Annotated in this window: 24 protein-coding genes; all 24 read left to right on the top strand. The window is 72.5% G+C overall.

From position 1 onward, the window contains the following. Positions 1-221: 221 nt before the first annotated feature. The 24 genes from ACFXOZ_RS38545 to ACFXOZ_RS38430 all read left to right on the top strand — a co-directional run bounded on the left by ACFXOZ_RS38545 (position 222) and on the right by ACFXOZ_RS38430 (position 19,149). Entirely contained in the window at positions 222-923 is a 702-nt protein-coding gene (locus ACFXOZ_RS38545; RefSeq protein WP_380594631.1) for a DUF6197 family protein, read from the top strand. A 71-nt stretch (positions 924-994) separates the two neighbouring features. Further along, positions 995-1,912 carry a hypothetical protein gene (locus ACFXOZ_RS38540; RefSeq protein ID WP_380594629.1) on the top strand — a complete coding sequence of 306 codons (918 nt, stop codon included), beginning with the start codon at positions 995-997 and terminating at the stop codon, positions 1,910-1,912. An 84-nt stretch (positions 1,913-1,996) separates the two neighbouring features. Next, positions 1,997-2,386, top strand: coding sequence for a hypothetical protein (locus tag ACFXOZ_RS38535; protein WP_380594627.1), 390 nt, complete (start codon positions 1,997-1,999; stop codon positions 2,384-2,386). A 120-nt stretch (positions 2,387-2,506) separates the two neighbouring features. Then, a complete protein-coding gene (locus ACFXOZ_RS38530; RefSeq protein WP_380594625.1) occupies positions 2,507-2,962 on the top strand; it encodes a DUF3145 family protein in 456 nt (151 codons plus the stop codon). A gap of 174 nt (positions 2,963-3,136) precedes the next feature. Further along, the gene (locus tag ACFXOZ_RS38525) at positions 3,137-4,630 is read left to right on the top strand and encodes a hypothetical protein (protein WP_380594623.1); all 1,494 of its coding nucleotides are present in this window, start codon (positions 3,137-3,139) and stop codon (positions 4,628-4,630) included. Positions 4,631-4,793: 163 nt separating this feature from the next. After that, positions 4,794-4,934, top strand: coding sequence for a hypothetical protein (locus ACFXOZ_RS38520; RefSeq protein ID WP_380528185.1), 141 nt, complete (start codon positions 4,794-4,796; stop codon positions 4,932-4,934). A 158-nt stretch (positions 4,935-5,092) separates the two neighbouring features. Beyond that, a complete protein-coding gene (locus ACFXOZ_RS38515) occupies positions 5,093-5,776 on the top strand; it encodes a hypothetical protein (protein ID WP_380528183.1) in 684 nt (227 codons plus the stop codon). 100 nt (positions 5,777-5,876) lie between these two features. Continuing rightward, positions 5,877-6,452: a hypothetical protein gene (locus ACFXOZ_RS38510; protein ID WP_380594621.1), complete on the top strand. Its 576-nt coding sequence runs from the start codon at positions 5,877-5,879 to the stop codon at positions 6,450-6,452. Between the two features lie 310 nt (positions 6,453-6,762). After that, the gene (locus ACFXOZ_RS38505) at positions 6,763-7,110 is read left to right on the top strand and encodes a hypothetical protein (protein WP_380528178.1); all 348 of its coding nucleotides are present in this window, start codon (positions 6,763-6,765) and stop codon (positions 7,108-7,110) included. Between the two features lie 111 nt (positions 7,111-7,221). Beyond that, complete coding sequence (locus ACFXOZ_RS38500) at positions 7,222-7,665, top strand: hypothetical protein (RefSeq protein WP_380594619.1); 444 nt, start codon at positions 7,222-7,224, stop codon at positions 7,663-7,665. Between the two features lie 259 nt (positions 7,666-7,924). After that, positions 7,925-8,617 carry a hypothetical protein gene (locus ACFXOZ_RS38495; protein ID WP_380528175.1) on the top strand — a complete coding sequence of 231 codons (693 nt, stop codon included), beginning with the start codon at positions 7,925-7,927 and terminating at the stop codon, positions 8,615-8,617. Continuing rightward, positions 8,614-8,865: a hypothetical protein gene (locus ACFXOZ_RS38490; protein WP_380528173.1), complete on the top strand. Its 252-nt coding sequence runs from the start codon at positions 8,614-8,616 to the stop codon at positions 8,863-8,865. Before ACFXOZ_RS38495 ends, ACFXOZ_RS38490 begins: the two co-directional genes overlap by 4 nt. A gap of 289 nt (positions 8,866-9,154) precedes the next feature. Beyond that, on the top strand, positions 9,155-10,939 hold the full coding sequence (locus tag ACFXOZ_RS38485; protein WP_380594617.1) for a ParB/RepB/Spo0J family partition protein: 1,785 nt from the start codon (positions 9,155-9,157) through the stop codon (positions 10,937-10,939). Positions 10,940-11,155: 216 nt separating this feature from the next. Beyond that, entirely contained in the window at positions 11,156-11,554 is a 399-nt protein-coding gene (locus ACFXOZ_RS38480) for a hypothetical protein (RefSeq protein ID WP_380531462.1), read from the top strand. A 154-nt stretch (positions 11,555-11,708) separates the two neighbouring features. Next, complete coding sequence (locus tag ACFXOZ_RS38475; protein ID WP_380594615.1) at positions 11,709-11,888, top strand: hypothetical protein; 180 nt, start codon at positions 11,709-11,711, stop codon at positions 11,886-11,888. 121 nt (positions 11,889-12,009) lie between these two features. Continuing rightward, entirely contained in the window at positions 12,010-13,317 is a 1,308-nt protein-coding gene (locus tag ACFXOZ_RS38470; RefSeq protein WP_380531467.1) for a DNA cytosine methyltransferase, read from the top strand. A gap of 159 nt (positions 13,318-13,476) precedes the next feature. Beyond that, on the top strand, positions 13,477-13,887 hold the full coding sequence (locus tag ACFXOZ_RS38465) for a hypothetical protein (protein WP_380531470.1): 411 nt from the start codon (positions 13,477-13,479) through the stop codon (positions 13,885-13,887). A gap of 114 nt (positions 13,888-14,001) precedes the next feature. Continuing rightward, on the top strand, positions 14,002-15,141 hold the full coding sequence (locus ACFXOZ_RS38460) for a single-stranded DNA-binding protein (RefSeq protein WP_380531473.1): 1,140 nt from the start codon (positions 14,002-14,004) through the stop codon (positions 15,139-15,141). Between the two features lie 101 nt (positions 15,142-15,242). Further along, positions 15,243-15,560, top strand: coding sequence for a hypothetical protein (locus ACFXOZ_RS38455; protein ID WP_380531476.1), 318 nt, complete (start codon positions 15,243-15,245; stop codon positions 15,558-15,560). Positions 15,561-15,780: 220 nt separating this feature from the next. Next, on the top strand, positions 15,781-16,113 hold the full coding sequence (locus tag ACFXOZ_RS38450) for a hypothetical protein (protein WP_380531479.1): 333 nt from the start codon (positions 15,781-15,783) through the stop codon (positions 16,111-16,113). Positions 16,114-16,313: 200 nt separating this feature from the next. Next, a complete protein-coding gene (locus ACFXOZ_RS38445; protein WP_380594613.1) occupies positions 16,314-17,198 on the top strand; it encodes a hypothetical protein in 885 nt (294 codons plus the stop codon). A 181-nt stretch (positions 17,199-17,379) separates the two neighbouring features. After that, positions 17,380-18,360 carry a replication-relaxation family protein gene (locus ACFXOZ_RS38440; RefSeq protein ID WP_380531485.1) on the top strand — a complete coding sequence of 327 codons (981 nt, stop codon included), beginning with the start codon at positions 17,380-17,382 and terminating at the stop codon, positions 18,358-18,360. 89 nt (positions 18,361-18,449) lie between these two features. Continuing rightward, the gene (locus ACFXOZ_RS38435; RefSeq protein ID WP_380531488.1) at positions 18,450-18,611 is read left to right on the top strand and encodes a hypothetical protein; all 162 of its coding nucleotides are present in this window, start codon (positions 18,450-18,452) and stop codon (positions 18,609-18,611) included. A 79-nt stretch (positions 18,612-18,690) separates the two neighbouring features. After that, entirely contained in the window at positions 18,691-19,149 is a 459-nt protein-coding gene (locus ACFXOZ_RS38430; protein ID WP_380531491.1) for a hypothetical protein, read from the top strand. The last annotated feature ends 141 nt before the right edge of the window (positions 19,150-19,290 follow it).

Genomic DNA, 19,290 nt, shown 5'->3' with positions numbered 1-19,290 from the left:
GCCGCCCTGCGGCTAGTGGAGGCCTCCGCGGCCCCGCCCACCGGCGGAGGGGTCCCGCCCGGACCCCGGGCCACGTTCGTGTGGCCGACGAAACCACCGAGGCCCGGCGTGGAACGGGGGGCGCCACCTCCATGCGAGCATGTTTCATGTGGTATAGTTTTTCACGACGGGGCGGCCGGGCGGCCACCCCTCTCAACCCGCTTCATCCGAAGGGAAGTCCAGTGACCCGCAAGCGCCCGTTCGGCCCCCTCACGGCCGCCGACACCTTCACCGCCGACGTGCAGGCCCTCTCCGCCGAGGCCATGACGCAGGGGCTGATCTTCGGCGTGACCTCCGGCGGCCACAGCGTCGTCGCCCGCGCCAACCGGGCCAGCAGGACCGCGACCATGCGGATCAACGACCACGCGGGCCGGTACGCCGAGACCACCACCGCCCCCGACGGCGACCCGAGCGCGCTGCGCCGCCCCTGGAGCCGGGTCGAGGAACTCGGCGTCCGGCCCGCGCCCGCCGAGGCACCGGGGCGCAGCGGCAGCCCCGCGCGGGTTCACCCGGCGGTGGCCGCTCTGCTGGAGTCGGCCGCCGATCACCTGGCTCTGGTGGGCCTGCACCAGGGCGGGCGGGAGTGGGCGCAGGCTCCGTGGACCGGCCCGGCCACGGTCACCCATGCACTGGCGGCGGCCGTGCGCGCCCGGCGCGGGCTCCTACGGGAGCAGCGGGGCGCCCTGGTGGACGCCGCGCTGATCGTCCTGGCCGATCACGTCCACGGCCGTCCCGTCGTGGTGCCGCACTGGTGGAGGAGCGGGGCGCAGGCGTACCTGCGCGCGACGGTGTGGAACTGGGGTGACGCCCGGGGCCGCACGACGGCCGGTACTGTCGCCTTCCTGCGCGGCGCCGCCACCGCGATCCCCGCCCGCCAGGGCTGACCGACCACCAGATCCCCGGGGAGGGGCCGCCGAGGCCGCTCCTTCCCGGGCCCCTCGACCGGAGCGCCACGATGGAAGCCCTGACTCTCTTCGACATCCCTGCCAAGCCGCGCGCCTTCCTGCTGAGCGGCGGCAACTCCGACCTGGCCCGGGACGGCATTTTCACGTGGACCCTGCCGGCGTGGGTGGTTCAGCGCGCCGACGGGAGCTGGTTCAACACGTGTCCGGAGGCGTCCGTCTGCGCGGCCATGTGCTTCGCCTACGCACCAGGCAGTTCCTACAAGCGGTTCCCGGACGTGGCCGCGAGCCACCTCGGCAACCTGCAGATGGTGCAGGAGATGCCGGAGCTGTGGGAGCAGTGGATGGTCGAGGAGCTGCGGGACCGGCGGTACCGCGGTGGCGCCGCCGTCCGTGTTCACGACTCCGGCGACTTCTTCTCGACCGAGTACACCAAGGCGTGGTGGCGTATCGCCGAGTCGGCCCCGCACGTGCGCTTCTACGCCTACACCAAGGCCGTCAGCCGGGTGAAGGACGTTGCGGCGCGGCTCGGGACGCCGGCGAACCTGTTCTACCGGTTCAGCCGCGGCGGGACCGAGGACTACCTGATTCTGCCGACCGATCCGCAGGCCGACGTGTTCGCGGACCTGGCGGCGCTGGAGGAGGCCGGCTACGTGGACCAGGCCGCGTCCGACCTGATCGCGGCCGGGCCCGACATCAGGGTCGGCATGGTGGCGAACCGCATGCCGGTGCTGCGCAAGCGCCAGGGCCAGTTGTCGTTCGGTGAGCTCCAGTTGCTCCGGTACGACAAGCTGATGCCCAAGGCGTACCGGTGGCACCTGGCGCGGCTCGCGGTGCTGCTGGCGGCGAACGCCTGGCTGCTCCCGCTGCTCGACCGCACGGCGGGATCGTGGGAGACCTTGATCCCGTTCGCCGCCGGGCCTGAGGAGTCGCCCATCATCCCCGGGAAGGGGGTTTCCACGCCCACATGAGCATGTTTGATGTGGTATAGTTTCTTGTGACGGGGCGACCTGGCGGTCGCCCCGGATCAACCCGCGCTCACCCGAGGAGCCGTCATGTCCGAGCACCAGCAGCTCGTTCCGATCGAGATCACCGGCCAGGACGGGACGACGACCCTGTTCGTCACAGCCGAGCGCCGCGAGAAGGCATGGATCGACGGGCCGATCGTGGGCCTGTACACCCGCCTCCGCCTGACCGACGCCCCCCAGGCCAAGCCGGAGGCCATGTTCCTGTCGCGCCTGGCGGCCAAGGCTGGCTGGACGGTGGACTCGCACTTCGGCGCCAGCGGCCACCCGTTCCACAGCCACGGGTTCGGTGCCCGCCACGCCGTCCCCGAGATCCTCACCCAGAAGATCGCCGCCCTGGTCGACGCCGAGGCGCCCCGCGCCGGTCTGGTCGAAGCGATCGACCAGACGAACCCCCTGATCCTGCCCGACCAGGACTGACCCCGCGCCGGGGCCTCCGTCTCGGGCGGCCCCGACCCCCTGCGTCCGGCGGCCCGGCCGCATGGCCGCACCCATCCGGCCCGCCCACGCCCACCCCGACCACCACGAAAGCGATCACCCATGTCCAACCACGAGAACTACCTCCGCCTGCGCATCCACGCCGCACCGGACACCACGGAGGTGCGCGCCCAGATCAGCGAGGCGCTCAGCGAGCTCGACCTCGAACCGGACGAGTCGAACACCCCCAGCTCGCCGACCGGCGACTTCACCGGTTACTTCGGCGACCAGGACGCCGTGCTCGCCCTGGCCAAGGCGCTGACCGGCCTGCCCGGCCTGGCCTTCGAGCTCTGGACGGAGGAGGAGCAGGGCGAGCCCGGGCTCATCGTCACCCACGCCAGCGGCGTGGGCACGTTCACCGGCGGCTGCGACCGGGGCGGCGAAGTCGTGGTGCCCGAGACGGTCGTGCGCAGGATCGCGCTGGAGGAGGATCCGGCCGAGCGCACCCGGCTCCTGGAGGAGGTCACCGGCTGCGCCGTCCGCGCCGCGCTGCACCCCGGCGCCGAGCAGCAGGGCTGACCGGCCCCCGCCGTTCGGCCCGATGACCTCCCGCGTGCCGCTGGTGGCCGCTCGGCCGGACGGCTCGCGATTCCCGTACGGGACGGCATCCCGCGGTACCGCGAGCGCAGCAGTACCAGTCCGGCCCGGGGTTGGCGCCCCGGGCCGGTTCAACCCGCTTCCCCGAGGTCTCCCATGCAGAACGCCATGTTCACCGCGCCCGTCCCCGAGTTCGCCGCCGGCGGCCCCTGCGAGTGCGGGGTCACCGTGCTCTGCTGGGGGCTGGGGGCCGACTCCACCGCGATCCTGGTCCGGGTCCTGGAGGACCCGGTGCGCTACGGGCTGCGCGCCGACCTGTCCGATTTGATCGTCGTCACAGCGGTTGTGGGTGAGGAGTGGCCGGACACCTTGGCGCTGGCCGAGGAGCACGTGCTGCCGCTGCTGCGTGCCCGTCAGGTCCGCTACGTCCAGGTGGCCCGCGGCGGGCCGTCGCTGGCCCGGGACGGCATCGTGGTGCTGTCGGACACCCGCAGCCCCGAGCGCATCGTCGCGCGCGGGCCCTGGACCTTGGGCGACGAGCTTCGGGTCACCGGCACCCTGCCGATGTACCAGGCCGGCCGCAGGCTGTGCAGCCAGAATTTCAAGGGCGAGGTGCTCGACCTGTGGTTCGGGCAGAACATCAACGGGCGGTTCTGCCACTGGATCGGCTTCGACGCGCTGGAGCGCTCCCGCGCGGAGCGCGACCGCACCTTCGCGAGCCCGCACCGCCACCCGCGCTACCCGCTGATCGAGTGGGGGTGGGACCGGCCGCACCTGCTGGACTACCTGCACGGGCGCTTCGGGGTCACCTGGCCCAAGAGCTACTGCACCATGTGCCCGTTCCCGGTGAGCGCCGGCTCGATCAAGGCCCACATGGCCCGCGCCGCGCTCTTCCCGCGCTCCATCGCCAAGGCGCTGGTGCTGGAGTACATGGCCGAGGCGCTCAACCCGCTGTGCACCCTCTACTCCGGCTCCTCGCTGCGCCGGGAGCTGACGGCCTCCGGCAACGCCGAGGTGCTGGCGATCGCCGAGGCCGCCATGGCGGCGATGCCGTGGACGGTCTACCAGGTCCGCCGGGTCATCGAGGAGGGCCGCTCGAAAAGCTGCAAGGAGCAGCACGGCCCGCGGTGCGAGGCGTGCAGGGCGGGGAAGCCGGCGGGGCCGAGGTGCAAGGCGTGCTTGAAGCTGCCGGAGCAGCGGTGTGACTCGCCCGGGCCGCGGTGCGTGCGCAAGGGGACGACGTGGCGGTCGGTCCTCTCGCTGGCACCGATGCCGCGCGGGGAGGCGCTGGCGGTGCTGGGGTATGCGGCGCGGCTGGCCGAGACGGGGGTGTGTGGCGGCCCCGGGGGGATCGCGCGGGTGGTGACGAGGAGTCGGGAGGAGGGGGTGTTCCCGATCGTGGAGGAGTCGTACGTGGCGGCGCCGACGCTGATTGCGGACAAGGAGCGGCCGGGGTGGGCGGTCACCTGGGAGAGGGGGACGGGGTTGTACCCGTCGGCGGGGGTGTTCGGGCAGGTGCGGGAGCATCCGGTGGCGGTGGCTGCTGCGGTACGGGAGTCGTGGCGGCAGTGCGCGGTGCTGCTGGCGGGGGCGCCGTGGATGCTGGGCGCGCTCGGCGGCGGCGGGGCCGAGGAGCGGGTAGCGGCCTGAGTGCGGGGTGCGCGGCCCGTCCCGTGGCCTTTGAGCTGCGCCGTTCGGGTGGATAGAGGCTTGGCACACTCGATTCTGCACGTTCCATGTGGTAATGTTTTCCATGTCGGAAGGGCCCGGGCGGGCCCGCCCGAATCAACCCGCCTTTCACCAAGGAGCAGGCATGTCCCAGCAGAACGGCAGCACCGGCGACGACTTCCGCGAGCGCGCCATCCCCACGGTTCCCCGGCCGCGCACCAGCTCGGAGAACAGCGCCAAGGGCCGCATCCCCCGCCAGCCCGGCCCGGACTCGCGCGAGAGCTGACGGCGGGCAGGCCCGCCGCCCCGGCGGCGGCCGCCGACCATCGCCCGGAGCCGGACCACCGGCCAGCGCGACCCGGCGCCGCCGCCTACCACCGGCCCGGGCCTGCGACCCGCACCGCTTCCGCCGCAACCACCGCGCACCCACCACGAGGAACAGCCATGCCCGAGCGCACCGCCGCCGACGTCTACCGCGACGTCGAGACCCTCTACGACATCGCCCACATCGCCCGGCGCCTGGCCCGCAGGCCCGTCGCGGGTGACCGGGCCGCCCTTCGGATCCGCCTCGCTGCGGAGCGCGGCCGCGCCGCCGACGCCTTCGCCCGGCGCGTCCTGGCCCGGCCGGGCGTGCGTGAGCACGACGAGACCGCCTACGCCCTCAGCCTGCTGCGCGGCGCCGTGGCCCGGCTGACCGGCCCGGAGAACGGCCTGATGCTGCTCGCGGCCTCCGCCGCTCGCGTCGCCTGCACCCGGCCCGGCGCAGCCGTCGCCGACCTGCTGGACCTGGCCGACTGGGCCAAGGAACTCGCCCGGCAGATCGCCGTCGAGCCGCGCCCCGCCGACCTGGCGAAGGCCACCGTCCAGCTGGAGTCCCTGCGCCTGCGCGCGATGGACGCCGGGCTGAGCGCGGACGAGGCGGCGGGCACCACCGCCGTACTGGTGGAGCTGCCGCACGGCGCCCACCCGCGGCTGACGTTCTCCAACGCCATCAGCCGCCGCGGCAGCACCACCGTCTGCTTCTCGTCCGAAGAGAACGCGAAGGCCGCCGCCAAGAAGTACGCGCCATACAACAACACCAGCGTCACGGCGCGCACCTGCACGCTCGACCACCGCGGTGCCGCCTGACCCGCACGGGCCGCGCCGACGCCGCCCGACCGCCCGACGCTCCGGGGAGGCCCCCGGGGCGCCGTCAACCCGCACTCCACCCGAAGGAAGACCTGACTCCATGAGCACCACCACGACCACCCTGGCGTACCGCATCGGAGCGCCGAACAACCAATGCCGCCGCCCCGTGATCATCGGCGCGGCGGAGGAACCGCGACTGCTCGGCTACGTCTCCCGATGGCACCGCGACTGGCTGGCCGAGGACAACAACGGCCAGGTGCACAACGTGCGCCGCCCCGCCGTCGGCTCCAAGGGCCAGGACAAGGCCGCGGACTGGCTGGCCAACGAGTTCGTCAACGGCCGGATCCAGGCCGTCCCGCTGACCGACACGGTGGCCGAGGTGCCCAGCCCGTACGGCCCGGCACCGCTTCTGCACCCGCGGATGGACGAGAAGCGCAACCGGGACAGCGCCCTTGCGGCGATCGCCAGGGTCACGGAGTTCCACTGGACGCCCCTAAGCGGCTACCCCGGCTCCGACAACCTCTGGCTCCTGCGCTGCGACCTGTGCGGGGCCGTGGTCATGAAGCACTACAGCCACCTCCGCGGCCGCAACGGCAACCCGCCGAGCGCCAACCGCCACCCCGGCTGCAAGAGCGAGGCCGAGGTCCGCCAGCTGATCGCCGCCTACCAGCAGTAGCCCGTCCCCCGAACTGCCTGCGGCCCGCACCCTCGTGGTCCGGGCCGCAGAGCCGGTGCCCGCCCCGGCCAAGGACGGCCGGGCGGGCGCCGGCCGCCCCGGGGACGAAGGCCCCGTCGAGGAGCCCGGGCCGCACCGCACCGCCGGCCAGTCCGCCGGGCCCGCCCCGGTGCACCGCCTGCACCCCGCCGATCACCGGCCCAGCCCGCTCCCCGCCGGGCCCACGATGCCCAGCTGCTCGCCGACCACCACCAGAGAAGAAGGTCCCCATGATCGTCCTCGCCGTCACCGCCCTGCTCGGCGCCCTGCTGTGCCTGGCCGCCGTCCGCGCCCCCGTCGGCCGCTCCACGTCGTCGTCGACCACGACGATGACGCCGGAGAGGTCTACGTCCGCATCTACCAGGGCCGGCGCCTGGTCCATTCCGCGCGCACCCCCGGGGTCACCACCGCCGCCGCCACCAGGCCGCCGGTCCGGCTCTACCTGCTCGACTCGGGCCCTTCCGGCGACCCGCACCACCACGACTGGGCGGAGAGGGTCGGCGAGGCGGCCAGGTGCGCGCCGCGCCCGGTCCGCGCCCACCTCGCTGCCCGGGTGACGGAGTACCACCAGCCCCTCGCCGCAGGCTGCGCTCCCTACCTGGAGGCCATCACCTCGTGACAGCGGGACGGAGCCCAGCCCATTGAAGCAGGTTTTATGTGGTATTGTTCTTTATGTCGGGATGCCTGGCGGCGCCCGTCCTCAACCCGCACTCCAGCCAAAGAGACACACATGCCCTCCGCCGCCTCCGGCGACGTCCAGCAGGCCCTGGCCGCGCTGCCGCAGCTGATGATCAGCCCCCACCGGCGCAGCGACGGCGCCCAGCTGCTCACCGCCAACGTCGGCGGCCACCTGCTGCTCCACCTCAAGGACGGCATCGCCACCGTCACCGGACGCGAGTTCACCACCGCTGCCGCCGACCGCCTCGTGAACGCGCTGCTCGGCCCCGTTGACCGCTACGTCAGGGCCGACGGCACCCGATCCCCGAGCCTGGCGGACGTCGACACCAGCAGGCTGCGGTTCCCCGACGACCACGTGCAGTGCGGCATCCAGCGCGCCGACCGCACCGGCACCGTGCACCGGGCCTGCGTGTACCGGGGCCCCTCCGTCCGCCTCGCCTTCCGGCCGCTGCCGGCCGCCGAGGTCCTGCCCGCCTTGAAGGCCCTCGCGACCTGACCACCCGGCACACCTGCGGGGCCGCCCCTGCTCCCGAACGGCACCATCCCGAGCAGGCCGCGGGCCCGCAGGTCCCGGCCGCCACCATGCCGGACATCCGGCCCCCGGCCGCCGGCGCCGCACTGGAGACCATCACCACGCACTCCCCCAGATCCACGCCGAACTGGCCTGGAAAAGGCCACCACCACCACCCGCCCACCACTGAACCGCCTGCCTCGCGGCGTCGCCCGAGGCCACCCGCCCCGATCCGAGGAAGCCGATGCCTCCCGCTCACTTCGACCCCGCCCGCATCACGGCGCTCGCCCACGCCGCCCTCGACCTCGAACGCCACCCGGGCTTCCGGCACTTCACCACCGGCCTGGTGACAGGCAGAGCCGGACCGTCGGGCCACTGGACCCTGACCACCGACCACGAAGCCGCCGCGGGCGCCGTCACCACCGCACTGCACCGCCATGGGTACGCCGTCGAGCACGACCGCCCCGGCGGCAGCCGAGAAGTCACCGTCTGGCCCGTGCACGCGGCGCGGTGGTCGCCGCTGCCGGCCTTGACGCTGCACGAGGAGATCCGCGTGCACCGTGGCGTGGAACTCGGCAGCGGCACCTGGGTCCTCGACGGCCCGCTCGGCACCGTGGAGCAGCAGTACGGCTCCGGAGGGCACAACGACCTGCTGGTGCATGCTCTCCACCCCTTCGGCTTCGCGGCCCGTTGGACGGCCTGCCCCCGCCACCCGGGGGGCTGCTGGCTGCGGACGGACTGGCGCCTTCCGGTCAGGGCCCGGAGCCTGCTCACTCCCGCCCCGATCTGCGGCCGGCCGCAGCCGACCCCGCAGTTGGCCGTCCGGCTCCGGACGCTCTACCGGATGCACGTCCACGCGACGGCGCCCCTCTCCGCCCTCCCCGCTCCGTCCGGCACTCCGTCGGCGCGCTCCCTCCCTGGAAGGAACTGCTCGTGACCACGGCTGCCGCCGCCGGCCCGGATCACGCGAACGCTGCGGCGCTGGGGCTGATCGAGGCCCTCGTCCAGGAGGCCCGGAGCTGGGCCTGCGACGACGAGGAGGACAGCGCCACCCTGGACGCCCTGGACTCCGCAGACCCCGACGGCCAGCTGGACATCCTGTCTGACGCCACACTGGCGCCGCGCCACCTGGTCGCGGCCGTCGTCGAGGCGGTACGCGTGCTGGCACCGCGCCTGCTCACCTAGATGTCGGGTGGTCACCCCGGGTCAAGCCCGGGGTGACCACCCCCTGCGCCGCATCTGCCTACGCGCGTAGATCAACCACTCCCCCACCCCGCCCACAAGGCCGGCCAGGATCTCCGGTGCGCCGCCGGCCGCAGGGGACTCCGGCCCGGGCGGGCGCCGCCAGCCGGAAGAATGCGGCTCACCACACTCCATGCTGCACGTTATATGTGGTATAGTTGTTCACAACGGACGGGCCGGGCGGCTCGGCCGGATCAACCCGCTATCCAACCAAGAAGAAGGGCACACTCCCGTGTCTGCACGCACCAAGTCCAAGACCCCCGCACGCCCGGCGACGGGCATGATCGTCCGCAACTTCCGGTTCATGGAGGTCGACCCCCGCACGCTCGTGCTCGACCCCTGCAACGTCCGCACCGAGGAGAAGCTGCCCACCCAGGAGATGCTGGACTCCGTCGCCCAGGACGGCGTCGACACCCCGGTCATCGTCCGCCCCCTGACGCCCGAGCAGATCGAGAAGCTGACGGAGGAGGGCAAGCCCGCGCCGGAGTTCGGCGTCCTGGCCGGACAGCAGCGCTGGCTGTCGAGCAAGGAGGCCGTCAAGAAGGCCGAGGAGGACCACACCTCCTGGCTCGCCCTGCCCATCGTGGTGCGCGACGACCTCAAGGGAGCCGACAAGGAGGCCATCACCAGGTCCCTGGTGGAGAACACCCACCGCAAGGCCATGACCAAGCGGGACGAGGCCCAGGCGGCGGCGCAGCTCGCCGCGTTCTCCATGACCCCCACCCAGCGGAAGAAGGCCGCGCGCAGCATCGGCCTGACCGACGCGCAGTTCGCTGCCGCGAAGGGGGCCGTGGCGCTGGACGCGAAGACGTTCGACGAGGCCGCCGAGTGCGACTTCGACCTGGTCCAGACGACCCAGTACGGCACGGTCGAGCACCTGCGGGGGGCTTCGCGCCGGTTGAAGGAGGCGGCGGCGAAGGACGCGGCCGAGGGTGGCGGCTACGGCCACTGGGACCACGCCATCGCCAGCCTGCTCCAGGAGGAGGAGACCGCCCGGCTACGGAAGGAGCGTCTGGCGGCGCTGCGGGCGGACGGCGTGCCCGAGGTCGACCGGCCGTACGAGTGGCGGGGCGACAAGATGCGCCTGCTGACCGACCTGATGAGCGGCATGGGCAACCCGGTCGACCCCGAGCACCACGTCAAGGACTGCCCCGGCCGCGCCTTCTTCAACGAGTACGGTGAGGCGGTCCTGGTGTGCGCGGACTGGAAGAAGAACGGCCACCAGCTCAGCAAGAAGGCGGCCGAGAAGTCGGGTGGTCCGGCTACGGCCGAGGAGTCGCGGGCCGCCGTCCGGCTCGTCCGAAGCAACAACGAGGCATTCAAGGCCGCGACGACCGTCCGCCGGGCCGCGCTCAAGGCCGCACTCAAGGAGAAGCCGAGCGGCGCGTCGTGGGCGCTGGTCCGCCGGATCGTCTGCGACATGCCGGGCTGGTACGCCAAGTTCGTCACCAGCCCGAACCGGCGGCTCATGGCCCAGTTGCTCGGGGCTCCGGAGTCGGTCACCCGCGAGAGCGGCAAGAAGGAGGACGACGAGGACCGGATTACGGTCTGGCTGGAGCAGGCCGAGTCCCGGATGGGCGAGGCCAGCTCGGGGAAGCTGATCCTGGCCCAGATCTTCGCCGCCTTCGAGGCCCGCGTGATGAACGCGAACAAGGTGTGGGAGAAGCCGGGCGCCGCCGTGGTGCAGCTGCTGGTGTTCATGCGCGATCACCTGGCGTACAAGCTGTCCGAGATCGAGGCGGCGATGGTCGCCCTGGTCGAGGGGAGCGGCGGCGAGCCGGATGCCTCTGCGGCGCAGGCGCAGCTGACCGGGCAGGCCGACCAGGAGTCCGCTGGCGGGACCGAGGCGGCGGACGAGCTGTCCGTCGAGGTGGAGTCCGCCGTGGGCACGGAGGTCGACGGGGTGGAGCCGCTGGCCGCCGAGTCGGCGGCCGAGGTGGAGCCCGAGGCGTCAAAGGAGCAGCCCGCCGAGATGGACGAGGCGGCGCGGGAGGCGGACGTGGCGCTGGCCGCCTAGTTCCTGCTGCCGACCTTCCCTTTGCCCGGCCCGGATCGCGTTGTGCGGTCCGGGCCGGGCCCTTTGCGGTCCGCGGCCGGCTTCTGGAGCGGGCGCCGGCCGGGATCGGAGAAGACGGGATGGATCGCGGGTTCATGTTTTATGTGGTATAGTTCTTCACGTCGGGGCGTGTGCGGCAGCCCGCCCCTTTCAACCCGCTTCAACGGAGGACCCACCATGAGCGACCAGCCCAGCAACACCGTCACCGCCTGCCGAACCCGCGTCCAGGTCGACCTCGATCTGACCGTCGAGGACGGCTCTCCCGTGATCAACGCCTTCGGGGAGAGCGAGCCGCTGACGGGGATTCGACTGACCTTCGCCAACGGCCAGTTGAAGGCCGTGCGCCTGGAGACCGCCGACCCCGGCCACTGCGCCTTCGTCGACGCCCCGGAGCTGGAGCGTCCGCAGACCTGGCCCGCCTTCCTGCGGGAGGCCCTGGCCGCCCACGACCCCGGGCGGCACGAACGCGAGGCGGCCGCACTGCGCAGCACCCTGGCGGCCCTGCGCGAGGTGCTCAACAACACCGCGCTCCCCGACGAGCTGCGGGGGCAGCTGGTCCAGCTGCTGGACGGCTGAGCCACCTGCGTCCGACCCCGGGCCGCTTCACCGCATGCGGCGGCGGCCGGCCCCCTTCACCGCACCCCGGCTAGCAGTCGGCGCCACCGGTTGCAGACGCCGGCGATACGCAAGGTCCCGTCCCCGCCGCAGAGGCGGCGCGAAGGAGATTCCCATGATCAACGTCACCGCAGCCTCCCTGCGGCGCAATGACCGCATCGTGCTCCACGGCGATGAGCTGCCCTACCTCGTGGATGACGTCGTGGACATCCCGAACGGGCGGGTCCGCGTCACCTTCTCCTCCGGCGACGAAGTGGAGTACGCCGCCGAAGACGAGGTTGCGGTCGTCGACTGAACGAGGGCGGCCGCGCTCGACCCCGGTCCGCCGCCCTGCGGCGGCGGACCGCTGCCCCTTTCGACGCCCCGGCTTGGCGGCCGGCGGCGTCTCAACCCGCTCTTCACCCGCAGAGGACTTCATGGCACCCGTCTTCCGCCACGACCGCGATCTCGACTTCACCGACCTGTTCTGCGGAGGAGGCGGCACGACCACCGGCTTCACCGAGTCGGGGTACACCTGCCGCCTGGCCGCCAATCACGACCCGGTGTCGATCCGCACCCACGTCGCGAACCACCCGACGGTCGAGCACCGGCGCATCGACATCAGCAACACCAACAAGCGCAGCATGCCGCGCACCCGGATCCTGGCCGGCTCCCCGATCTGCACCGAGATCGCGCTCGCCGGGGGTCGCAAGCGCACCCGCGGCCAGCTGGAGCTCGACCTCCAGGTCGAGGGCGACGAGGGCCGCGCCAAGCCGGAGACCTGGGAGCGCACCCGGGCCACCGCGCTCGACATGATCGCGTGGGCGGAGGTGCACAGGCCCGACGCCGTGTTCGTGGAGAACGTGGTCGAGTTCGCCACCGACTGGGAGCTGTTCGACTGGTGGCTCAAGGGGTGGCACCGTCTCGGCTACCGACACCAGATCGTCTGCGCCTCCTCCGCCCACCTCGGCGACGACTCCAACGTCCTGGCTCCCCAGCTGCGCGACCGGATCTACATCGTGTTCACCCGGACGGCGACCCCGAAGCCGAACCTGGAGGTCCGGCCGGCGGCCGACTGCCGGGAGTGCGGCCCAGTGCGCGCCCGCCAGGTGTGGAACAACCCGAGGGGCCGCAAGATCGGCAAGTGGGGCGAGCAGTACAACTACCGGTGCCCCAACCGCAGGTGCGGCCACCAGCTGCTCATCCCGCACGTCCGCGCCGTCGCGGAGGTCATCGACTGGAACCTGCTGGGCCGGCGGGTCGGCGACGGGAAGCCGCGGCACAAGGTGTTCAAGCCGTACGCGGCCTCGACCCGGGCCCGGATCGCGGTCGGGCTCCAGCGGTTCGGGGCGGACCCGCACATCGCGATGCTGCGCAACAACAGCACCGCCGTATCCATCCGCGGGGCGGTTCCCGTCCTCGCCGCCCAGGGCCGCCACCACGCGCTGATCATCCCCAACGGGCGCAAGAACGCCCCCCGTACGACGGCGGAGCCGCTCACCACGCTGGCGACCAAGCCGCACCACTCCCTGGTGTGGCCGGCGCCGGAGGTGGACGACTGCCTGATCCGGATGCTGACGTCCGACGAGATGAAGCAGATCCAGCGGTTCTCACCGGAGTACATCGTCCACGGGAACCTGGAGGAGCGGACGTTGCAGATCGGCAACGCCGTCTCGGTAAACGCGGCCCGCTGGTTCGCCGAGCGGATCCGGGCGGCACTGACCAGGTTCGACCTGGCCGTCTGATCCCCCGGGCCGCCGCCGGCAAACACGCGGCGGCGGCCTGGGCCAGGGACTCCGAGGCACACACCAATCCCCATGGGCGTGTTCTATGTGGTATCGTTTTTCATGTCGGCAGGTCGGGCGGCCTGCCCCTCAACCCGCTCCCGCAAGGAGGACCGCACCGTGTCCGTTCTGATCACACCCCCGGACAAGCTGATCCGCACCCACGCGCTGGCCCAGTCCCTGCACATCGACCACGACGGCCAGAGCCGCGACCCGTTCGTGGCTGCCGCCATCACCCGCGCTTTCACGGCGCTCCACCAGGCCCAGGTGAACGCCTGGAACCTCCACCTCCCCGACGGCGCCCCGACCCGAGCCGCCGTCTCCGAGCTCGACCTCGACCAGCGGTGGCCCGAGGAGGACCAGTACTTCCGCTTCGGCGACAACCGGATGCTGCTCCACAGCTTCATCAGCGAGCTCGGCTGGGCGATCTACAACGCCGACGGTCTGCTCCCCACCCGCAACGAGTTGGACCTCTATCTGCACTGCGACCGGCCGGCGCTGCTCGTCCTGGCGGGCGTCCTGCGCCTGTGACCCCGCCGTGGTGGCGACGCTCGCGCGTCGGCACCACCTCTTGCCCGGCTGGACGGCGGTGGCCCGCCGTCCAGCCCTCAACCCGCTTCCCCGCGCCCCCGCCTGGAGAGCCCCATGCCCACCGCAACCGTCACCCCGCCCGTCGCCAAGCCCGACGCGGCGCCCGAGGTCCCGGCCAGCTTGCTCAGCCACGTCGACGTGCGCCCGTACAGCCCGTCCCTGCTGGTCCTGCTCGCCACGTTCCCCCGCGCCAACGGCGTCACCGAGCACCTGGCCCTCGCCACCCCGGCCGCCCCGTACGGCAACACGCCCTGGCAGAGCGCCGCGATCGCGCTGTACCTCGCCGCCGTGCGCGCCGGCCGGGAGCAGCTGTCGGCGGCCGCACTGCGCGACTTCCTGCATCCCGACCGCCGTACCCAGGACGGTCAACCGCACCCGGCCCGGCTGCCGTTCCACGGCGCGGCCGCCGAGTACCCGCTCAACGTTCTCCACGACCGCCGGATCGCCTGCGTGCTGTCCGTCGTGGTCGGCGGCCTGGATGAGAACGGGTGGCCGGAGGCGGAGCTGTTCGTCTGGGAGCGGGAGGAGGGCATGCGCGGCAAGTCGTGCGGGTTCAACCGCACGATGCGCCGCCGGGGTGCCGCCGCAGTCGTGGCGTTCGCCCACGAGGAGATGGAGGGCGAGTACGGCCGCCTGGCAGCCCGCGTCCGGCAGCTGGGCGAGAGGGCGGGAGCGGTCGGCCTGGCGCGGGAGGCCGAGCTCGCCGGCCTGGTCGCGAAGGCCTGCGGGGGAGCCCGCGCTACGGCTCGGGCCGACACCGAAGCTCGCATCGAGCAGGCCCGGCAGAAGACCCAGAAGACCGGGGCGGGCAAGGTCCGCAAGGCGATGCGGCTGCCGCTGGGCGCCCCCGAGCTCGGCGAGCAGGTCGAGGTCGCCCCCGCCGTCGAGATGGTCACCGGGACGGTCGTCCGGCCGGTGGAGTTCCAGGAAGTGAAGGGCCATCCGGTGGCCCGGATGCACATCTCCGTGGACCAGCAGGGGCCACCGCGCTCCGGGGCGTCGCTGCCGGAGCTGCTGATCTGCTCGCTGGAGGGCACGACGGCACAGGCCGCCCACCGCGCGCTGCGCCCGGGCAGCCAGGTGGTGATCGCCGGACGCCGCCGGGTGCGGACCTACAGGGGGAGCGACAACATCCCGAGGTCCGCTGTCTCCTTGCAGGTCGAGCGCATCGGCCTCGACATCACCCAGATCTGACGCTCCCCTGGCGGCCGCGCGGCGGCCGCCGGAACGGAGCACCCTCGCGCCCGGGCGGCGCGGCTACCCAACCGAATCAGCAACGAACGAAGGAGGACCAGGTGCGCATCCGTGCCATCCACCCCTGCGGTTGCGGCTGCAACTGCTGCGGCAACCACACCGATGGGGACACCCGGCCGCTCGACCGGGCCCGCCCCAAGCACGTCATCCGCATGCTCACCGGCAAGATCCAGAACCAGAGCGGCGCCTACCTGCTCCTGGACGCCCGGGTCGCGATCGTCCCCGACGGCGACGGGCGCCCCGCCGGCGTCCTGTCGGTGACGGCCACCGCGCTCGACGCCGCCGACGACCCGCTCCCCGGCTGCCACTGGGACCTCGGAGCCGGCGCCCTCCCGGCGCTGGCGCCGCACCTCCGGTGACCAACGACCGTGACCTCCGCGCGCCTCGGGGGTCACGGCCGGCATCCGCAGGCACACTCGGCCTGCGCACCCGCCCGGCCTGCCCCACCGGCATCGGCCCGGGCCACCACCCACCGGCGGTTTCGTCGACGAAAACGCCGGCCGCCTGCACCCCGCTCGACCGCACCGTACGGGCCACCACATCACGGGCCCGTCGGGCCGCACACCAAGGAGAATCCCCATGACACACGCAACCCGACCGATACTGACCGAGGCCGCGGTCCAGGCCATCCTCACCGACGCCGGCTGGATCCTGGCCACCGACGAGCACGGCAAGGTCTGCGACGTCGACGACCTGGCCCACGCAGGCGATTTCAGCACCCAAGCCCAGGACCCAACGCCCGACGGCAACTGCGCCAAGGTCCTGCTCCTGTGCCGGACCCCGGACTGCGTACCGGTGCTGACGGAGATGAACGCTCACCTGCTCCAGGCCGGTTTCGGCAGCCGGCCCTCCGATGACGGCATGGAGTTCCTGCTGATCCTGCCGCGGCCCGACGGCGGCCGCCGCCGGTGACCGTCCTGGCGAATGCCCTGGTCGGCATGTCGACCGAGAACGCCACCTGGCTACGGCGAAACCGGAGCCGGGGGCCGGCCGGGCCGCCCCGAGGGTGCGCCGCGGAGCCCGGCTACCCGCCGCATGTTTTATGTAGTATCGTTCCTCGCGTCGCAGGGTCGGGTGCCGGCCCCCCAACCATCATGAAACGGAGGCCCGCGATGATCCCCGCCGGCCGCAAGTACGTCACCACCGAGGGGGCCGCCAAGATTCTCGGCGTTGCCTTCTCCAGCTTCCAGAGCCGGCGGCAGTGGGAGAAGCTCCCTGTCAGCGTGAAGAGCTTCTCCCGCGTCGACCCTGAGGCCAAGCGGCCGCTTCGCATCTGGGACGAGGAGCAGATGCAGGCCTACGCCAACCAGCGCGAGCTCCCCCTCGATCAGCAGGACATCCCGGTGCTCCCGCTGGACCCGCAGAACAACCCTGCGGACGAGCGCGACGGGGACCTCCTCGACTGGGTCGAGGCCTGGGAGTCGATGCCCGCGGACAACCGCCCCGACAAGGACGCCTGGGCGGACTACGTCAAGAAGCCGGCGGCCGGGTCGGCGGTGAAGAAGGTGCGGACGAAGGGGCCGGAGTGGAAGACCGAGATCAACGGAGTCCGGTACTGGGAGCGCGGCACGGTGCGGACCTGGAACGAGGACCGCCCGAAGGGCCACGGGGCGGCACGTACCGGCGGTCGCAAGACCGGCTCCCTCAACCAGGTGGCTGCCATCCGCAAGGACGCCGTTGAGCGGGTGGCCCGTACGGCAGAGCTCCTCGCGGCCGCGCCCACGGACACGCCGGCGGCCGTCGTCGTCCGCCGGCTGGTTGAGGAGTTCGGGTTCACGACGCGCACCGGCGAGCGCCTGGTGAAGGACACCCAGATGGGCCTCGCCGAGCGCGACAAGGTGGCCGCCGTGCAGCAGGAGCTCTGGGACGAGCCGCGGGAGCGCGTCGTCAAGGTCCTCGCCGAGGGCCTCGGCCTTCCGCCAGCCGTCGCGGCCTACGTGCTCGACGACGTCCTGGCCCAGCAGGCCCAGGGTCGGCCGCGGACCAAGCAGAAGTAGCTCGGCATCAAGGTGCCGGATTCCTTGACGCCGCGTCTGATCTGGGGCGCAGCGGAGCATCAAGGTATTGGCTGATCCCTTGATGGCGCCTGCGAGGCCGAGTTGTTACGCCGCGGAGCCCGGGCGTCAAGGGATCCGTCAAGGTGTGCGGGGTTGGCTTGGCCGGCACCAGAGAGCACTGATGAAGGAGACCCTGATGACGGTGGCCGTCCCCACGAAGCGCCGTAAGCGCCGGCACGACGGTGCGGCGTTCGACCGTGCGGCCCTGGCCGCGCTCTACCAGCACCGGCTCGCGACCAGCGGCCAGTTGTACGAGCTGCTCGGTCCTTTCACCAGTGGCGAGGAGGAGAGCGAGCAGGAGGACCACAACTTCCCGGCCGCCCGCATGCGGAAGCTGCGGGACGACGGCTTGGTCGACCATGCGACCCGCTACTTCCCGGGCCGCACCCGCATCTGGTTCCTGACCGAAGCCGGCCGCGCCCTGGCGGGCAGCTTTCCCGAGCTGCTGGACCGGGTCAGCCCGCCGCAGTCGATGACCGACACCGGTGCGCAGCTGCTGGCTCCCCACACGCTCGACGTCCTGCGGACGCACCTGGCGTTCCTGCGGGATGCCCGGCGGCGGGGCGACGAGTACGGGCCGCTCGACTGGGCGCCGGAGGTGTTCCACCGGCTTTCGGACCGTTCGGCCGACGCGATCCGGGCCGATGCCTTGATGCGGTACACCGTGCACTCCCCGGAGGGCCGGGCGCACCTGCGGGCGTTCGTCGAGCTCGACCGCTCCACCATGAGCAGCGAGAAGCTCAGCTCGAAGCTGACGTCGTACGCGCGGTACTTCGAGTACACCCCGGTCCCGCTCCACCTTCGCGGGACCACGGAGGCGCAGGGGGCCTTGCCGGCCTGGCAGGACTTCTACCCGCGGTTTCCCAGGGTCTTGTTCGTGCTGACGCCGGGGTCCGAGAGGACCTCGGAGACAACGCTGCGCAACCGGATCGAGGACCTCCAGGTCGCCGCCGCCGACAGCCCGCGGGTGGTCAACTTCCTGCGGCACGTCCCCGCCGGGGCGGCCACCCTCCAGGACATTGAGGCGCACGGGGCCACCGGGAAGGTGTGGAGCTCTCTCGCCGATCCGGACCGGCCCGCGTGCGGCTGGACCGAGCTGTAGCACCGGATACCGCTGTCAGTGCCGAGGACCCGGCGGCGGGGCTCACCACCGGGTGTCCCGGCTCCTCCCTGACTGAGAAGGACGGAACGATGACCTTGCAAAACAGCGGGCCGCTGGAGCAGACCACGCTGACGGCCAGCTACCGGGCCGTGCACGACGAGGCTGAGATCCACCTGCTGGTCAACGGCGGCGGCACGCCGCAGACCGACGCGGACATGGCCCAGGCGGCGGACGTGGCCCGGACCTTGTGACGCGCATGCTGCCCGGACCGCCCGTGCGGCGCGGCACGGCAGTGCAGTACCTACCGATCTGACGAGGAGAATCGACAGCATGGCCAGCGCGCTTCTGATCAACCCCGACTCCACGGTCGAGCCGATCGACCTGCCGGACGAGCCCGGCCTGCGCAGCAAGGCGATCGCGACGCGCCTGAGCGGCAGCCCCGACCCGGGGAACTATCACCGCCGGGCGCTGATGTGGGTGCACGGCAACGGCGCGAACGAGGGGTTGCCGCCGAACCTGACAGCCACCGCGCTGGCCAGCGCCTGGCGAGGACTCGACATCGGCTCTTCCTACTTCCTGTACGGCAGCGTCATCGTCACCGGCGCCGAGTACGGCGACGTCGCCCCGCTTGAGGAAGACCTGGCCGGCCAGGCGCAGGCCGTCGCCGAGGCGGTCGTCGCGCGCCGGACGGCTTGGCAGACCGAGCAGCCGGCGTCCAACGAAGCCGCCTGGGCCGAGATCCTCCAGTGCGCCTTCCGGGCAGTGCGGCCGGGAGGCAGCGCGGAGTAGCTGCGCCGGACACGCGCTGGGCCCGGGGGCTCCCCAATTGGGGAGCCCCCGCTGGTCTTCCCAGCCGGAGGCCTGGCGCGTTGCGGAAGCGGCTTTGCCCGCCCAGCAGGCCGACGGGGCGCCCACCGAACACGGTGGGCG

The sequence above is a fragment of the Kitasatospora sp. NPDC059160 genome (assembly GCF_042755465.1).
In the GTDB taxonomy this organism is placed as follows: domain Bacteria; phylum Actinomycetota; class Actinomycetes; order Streptomycetales; family Streptomycetaceae; genus Kitasatospora.
Note: the sequence above shows the minus strand (reverse complement) of the source record. Positions and strands in the feature narration are given on the sequence as shown.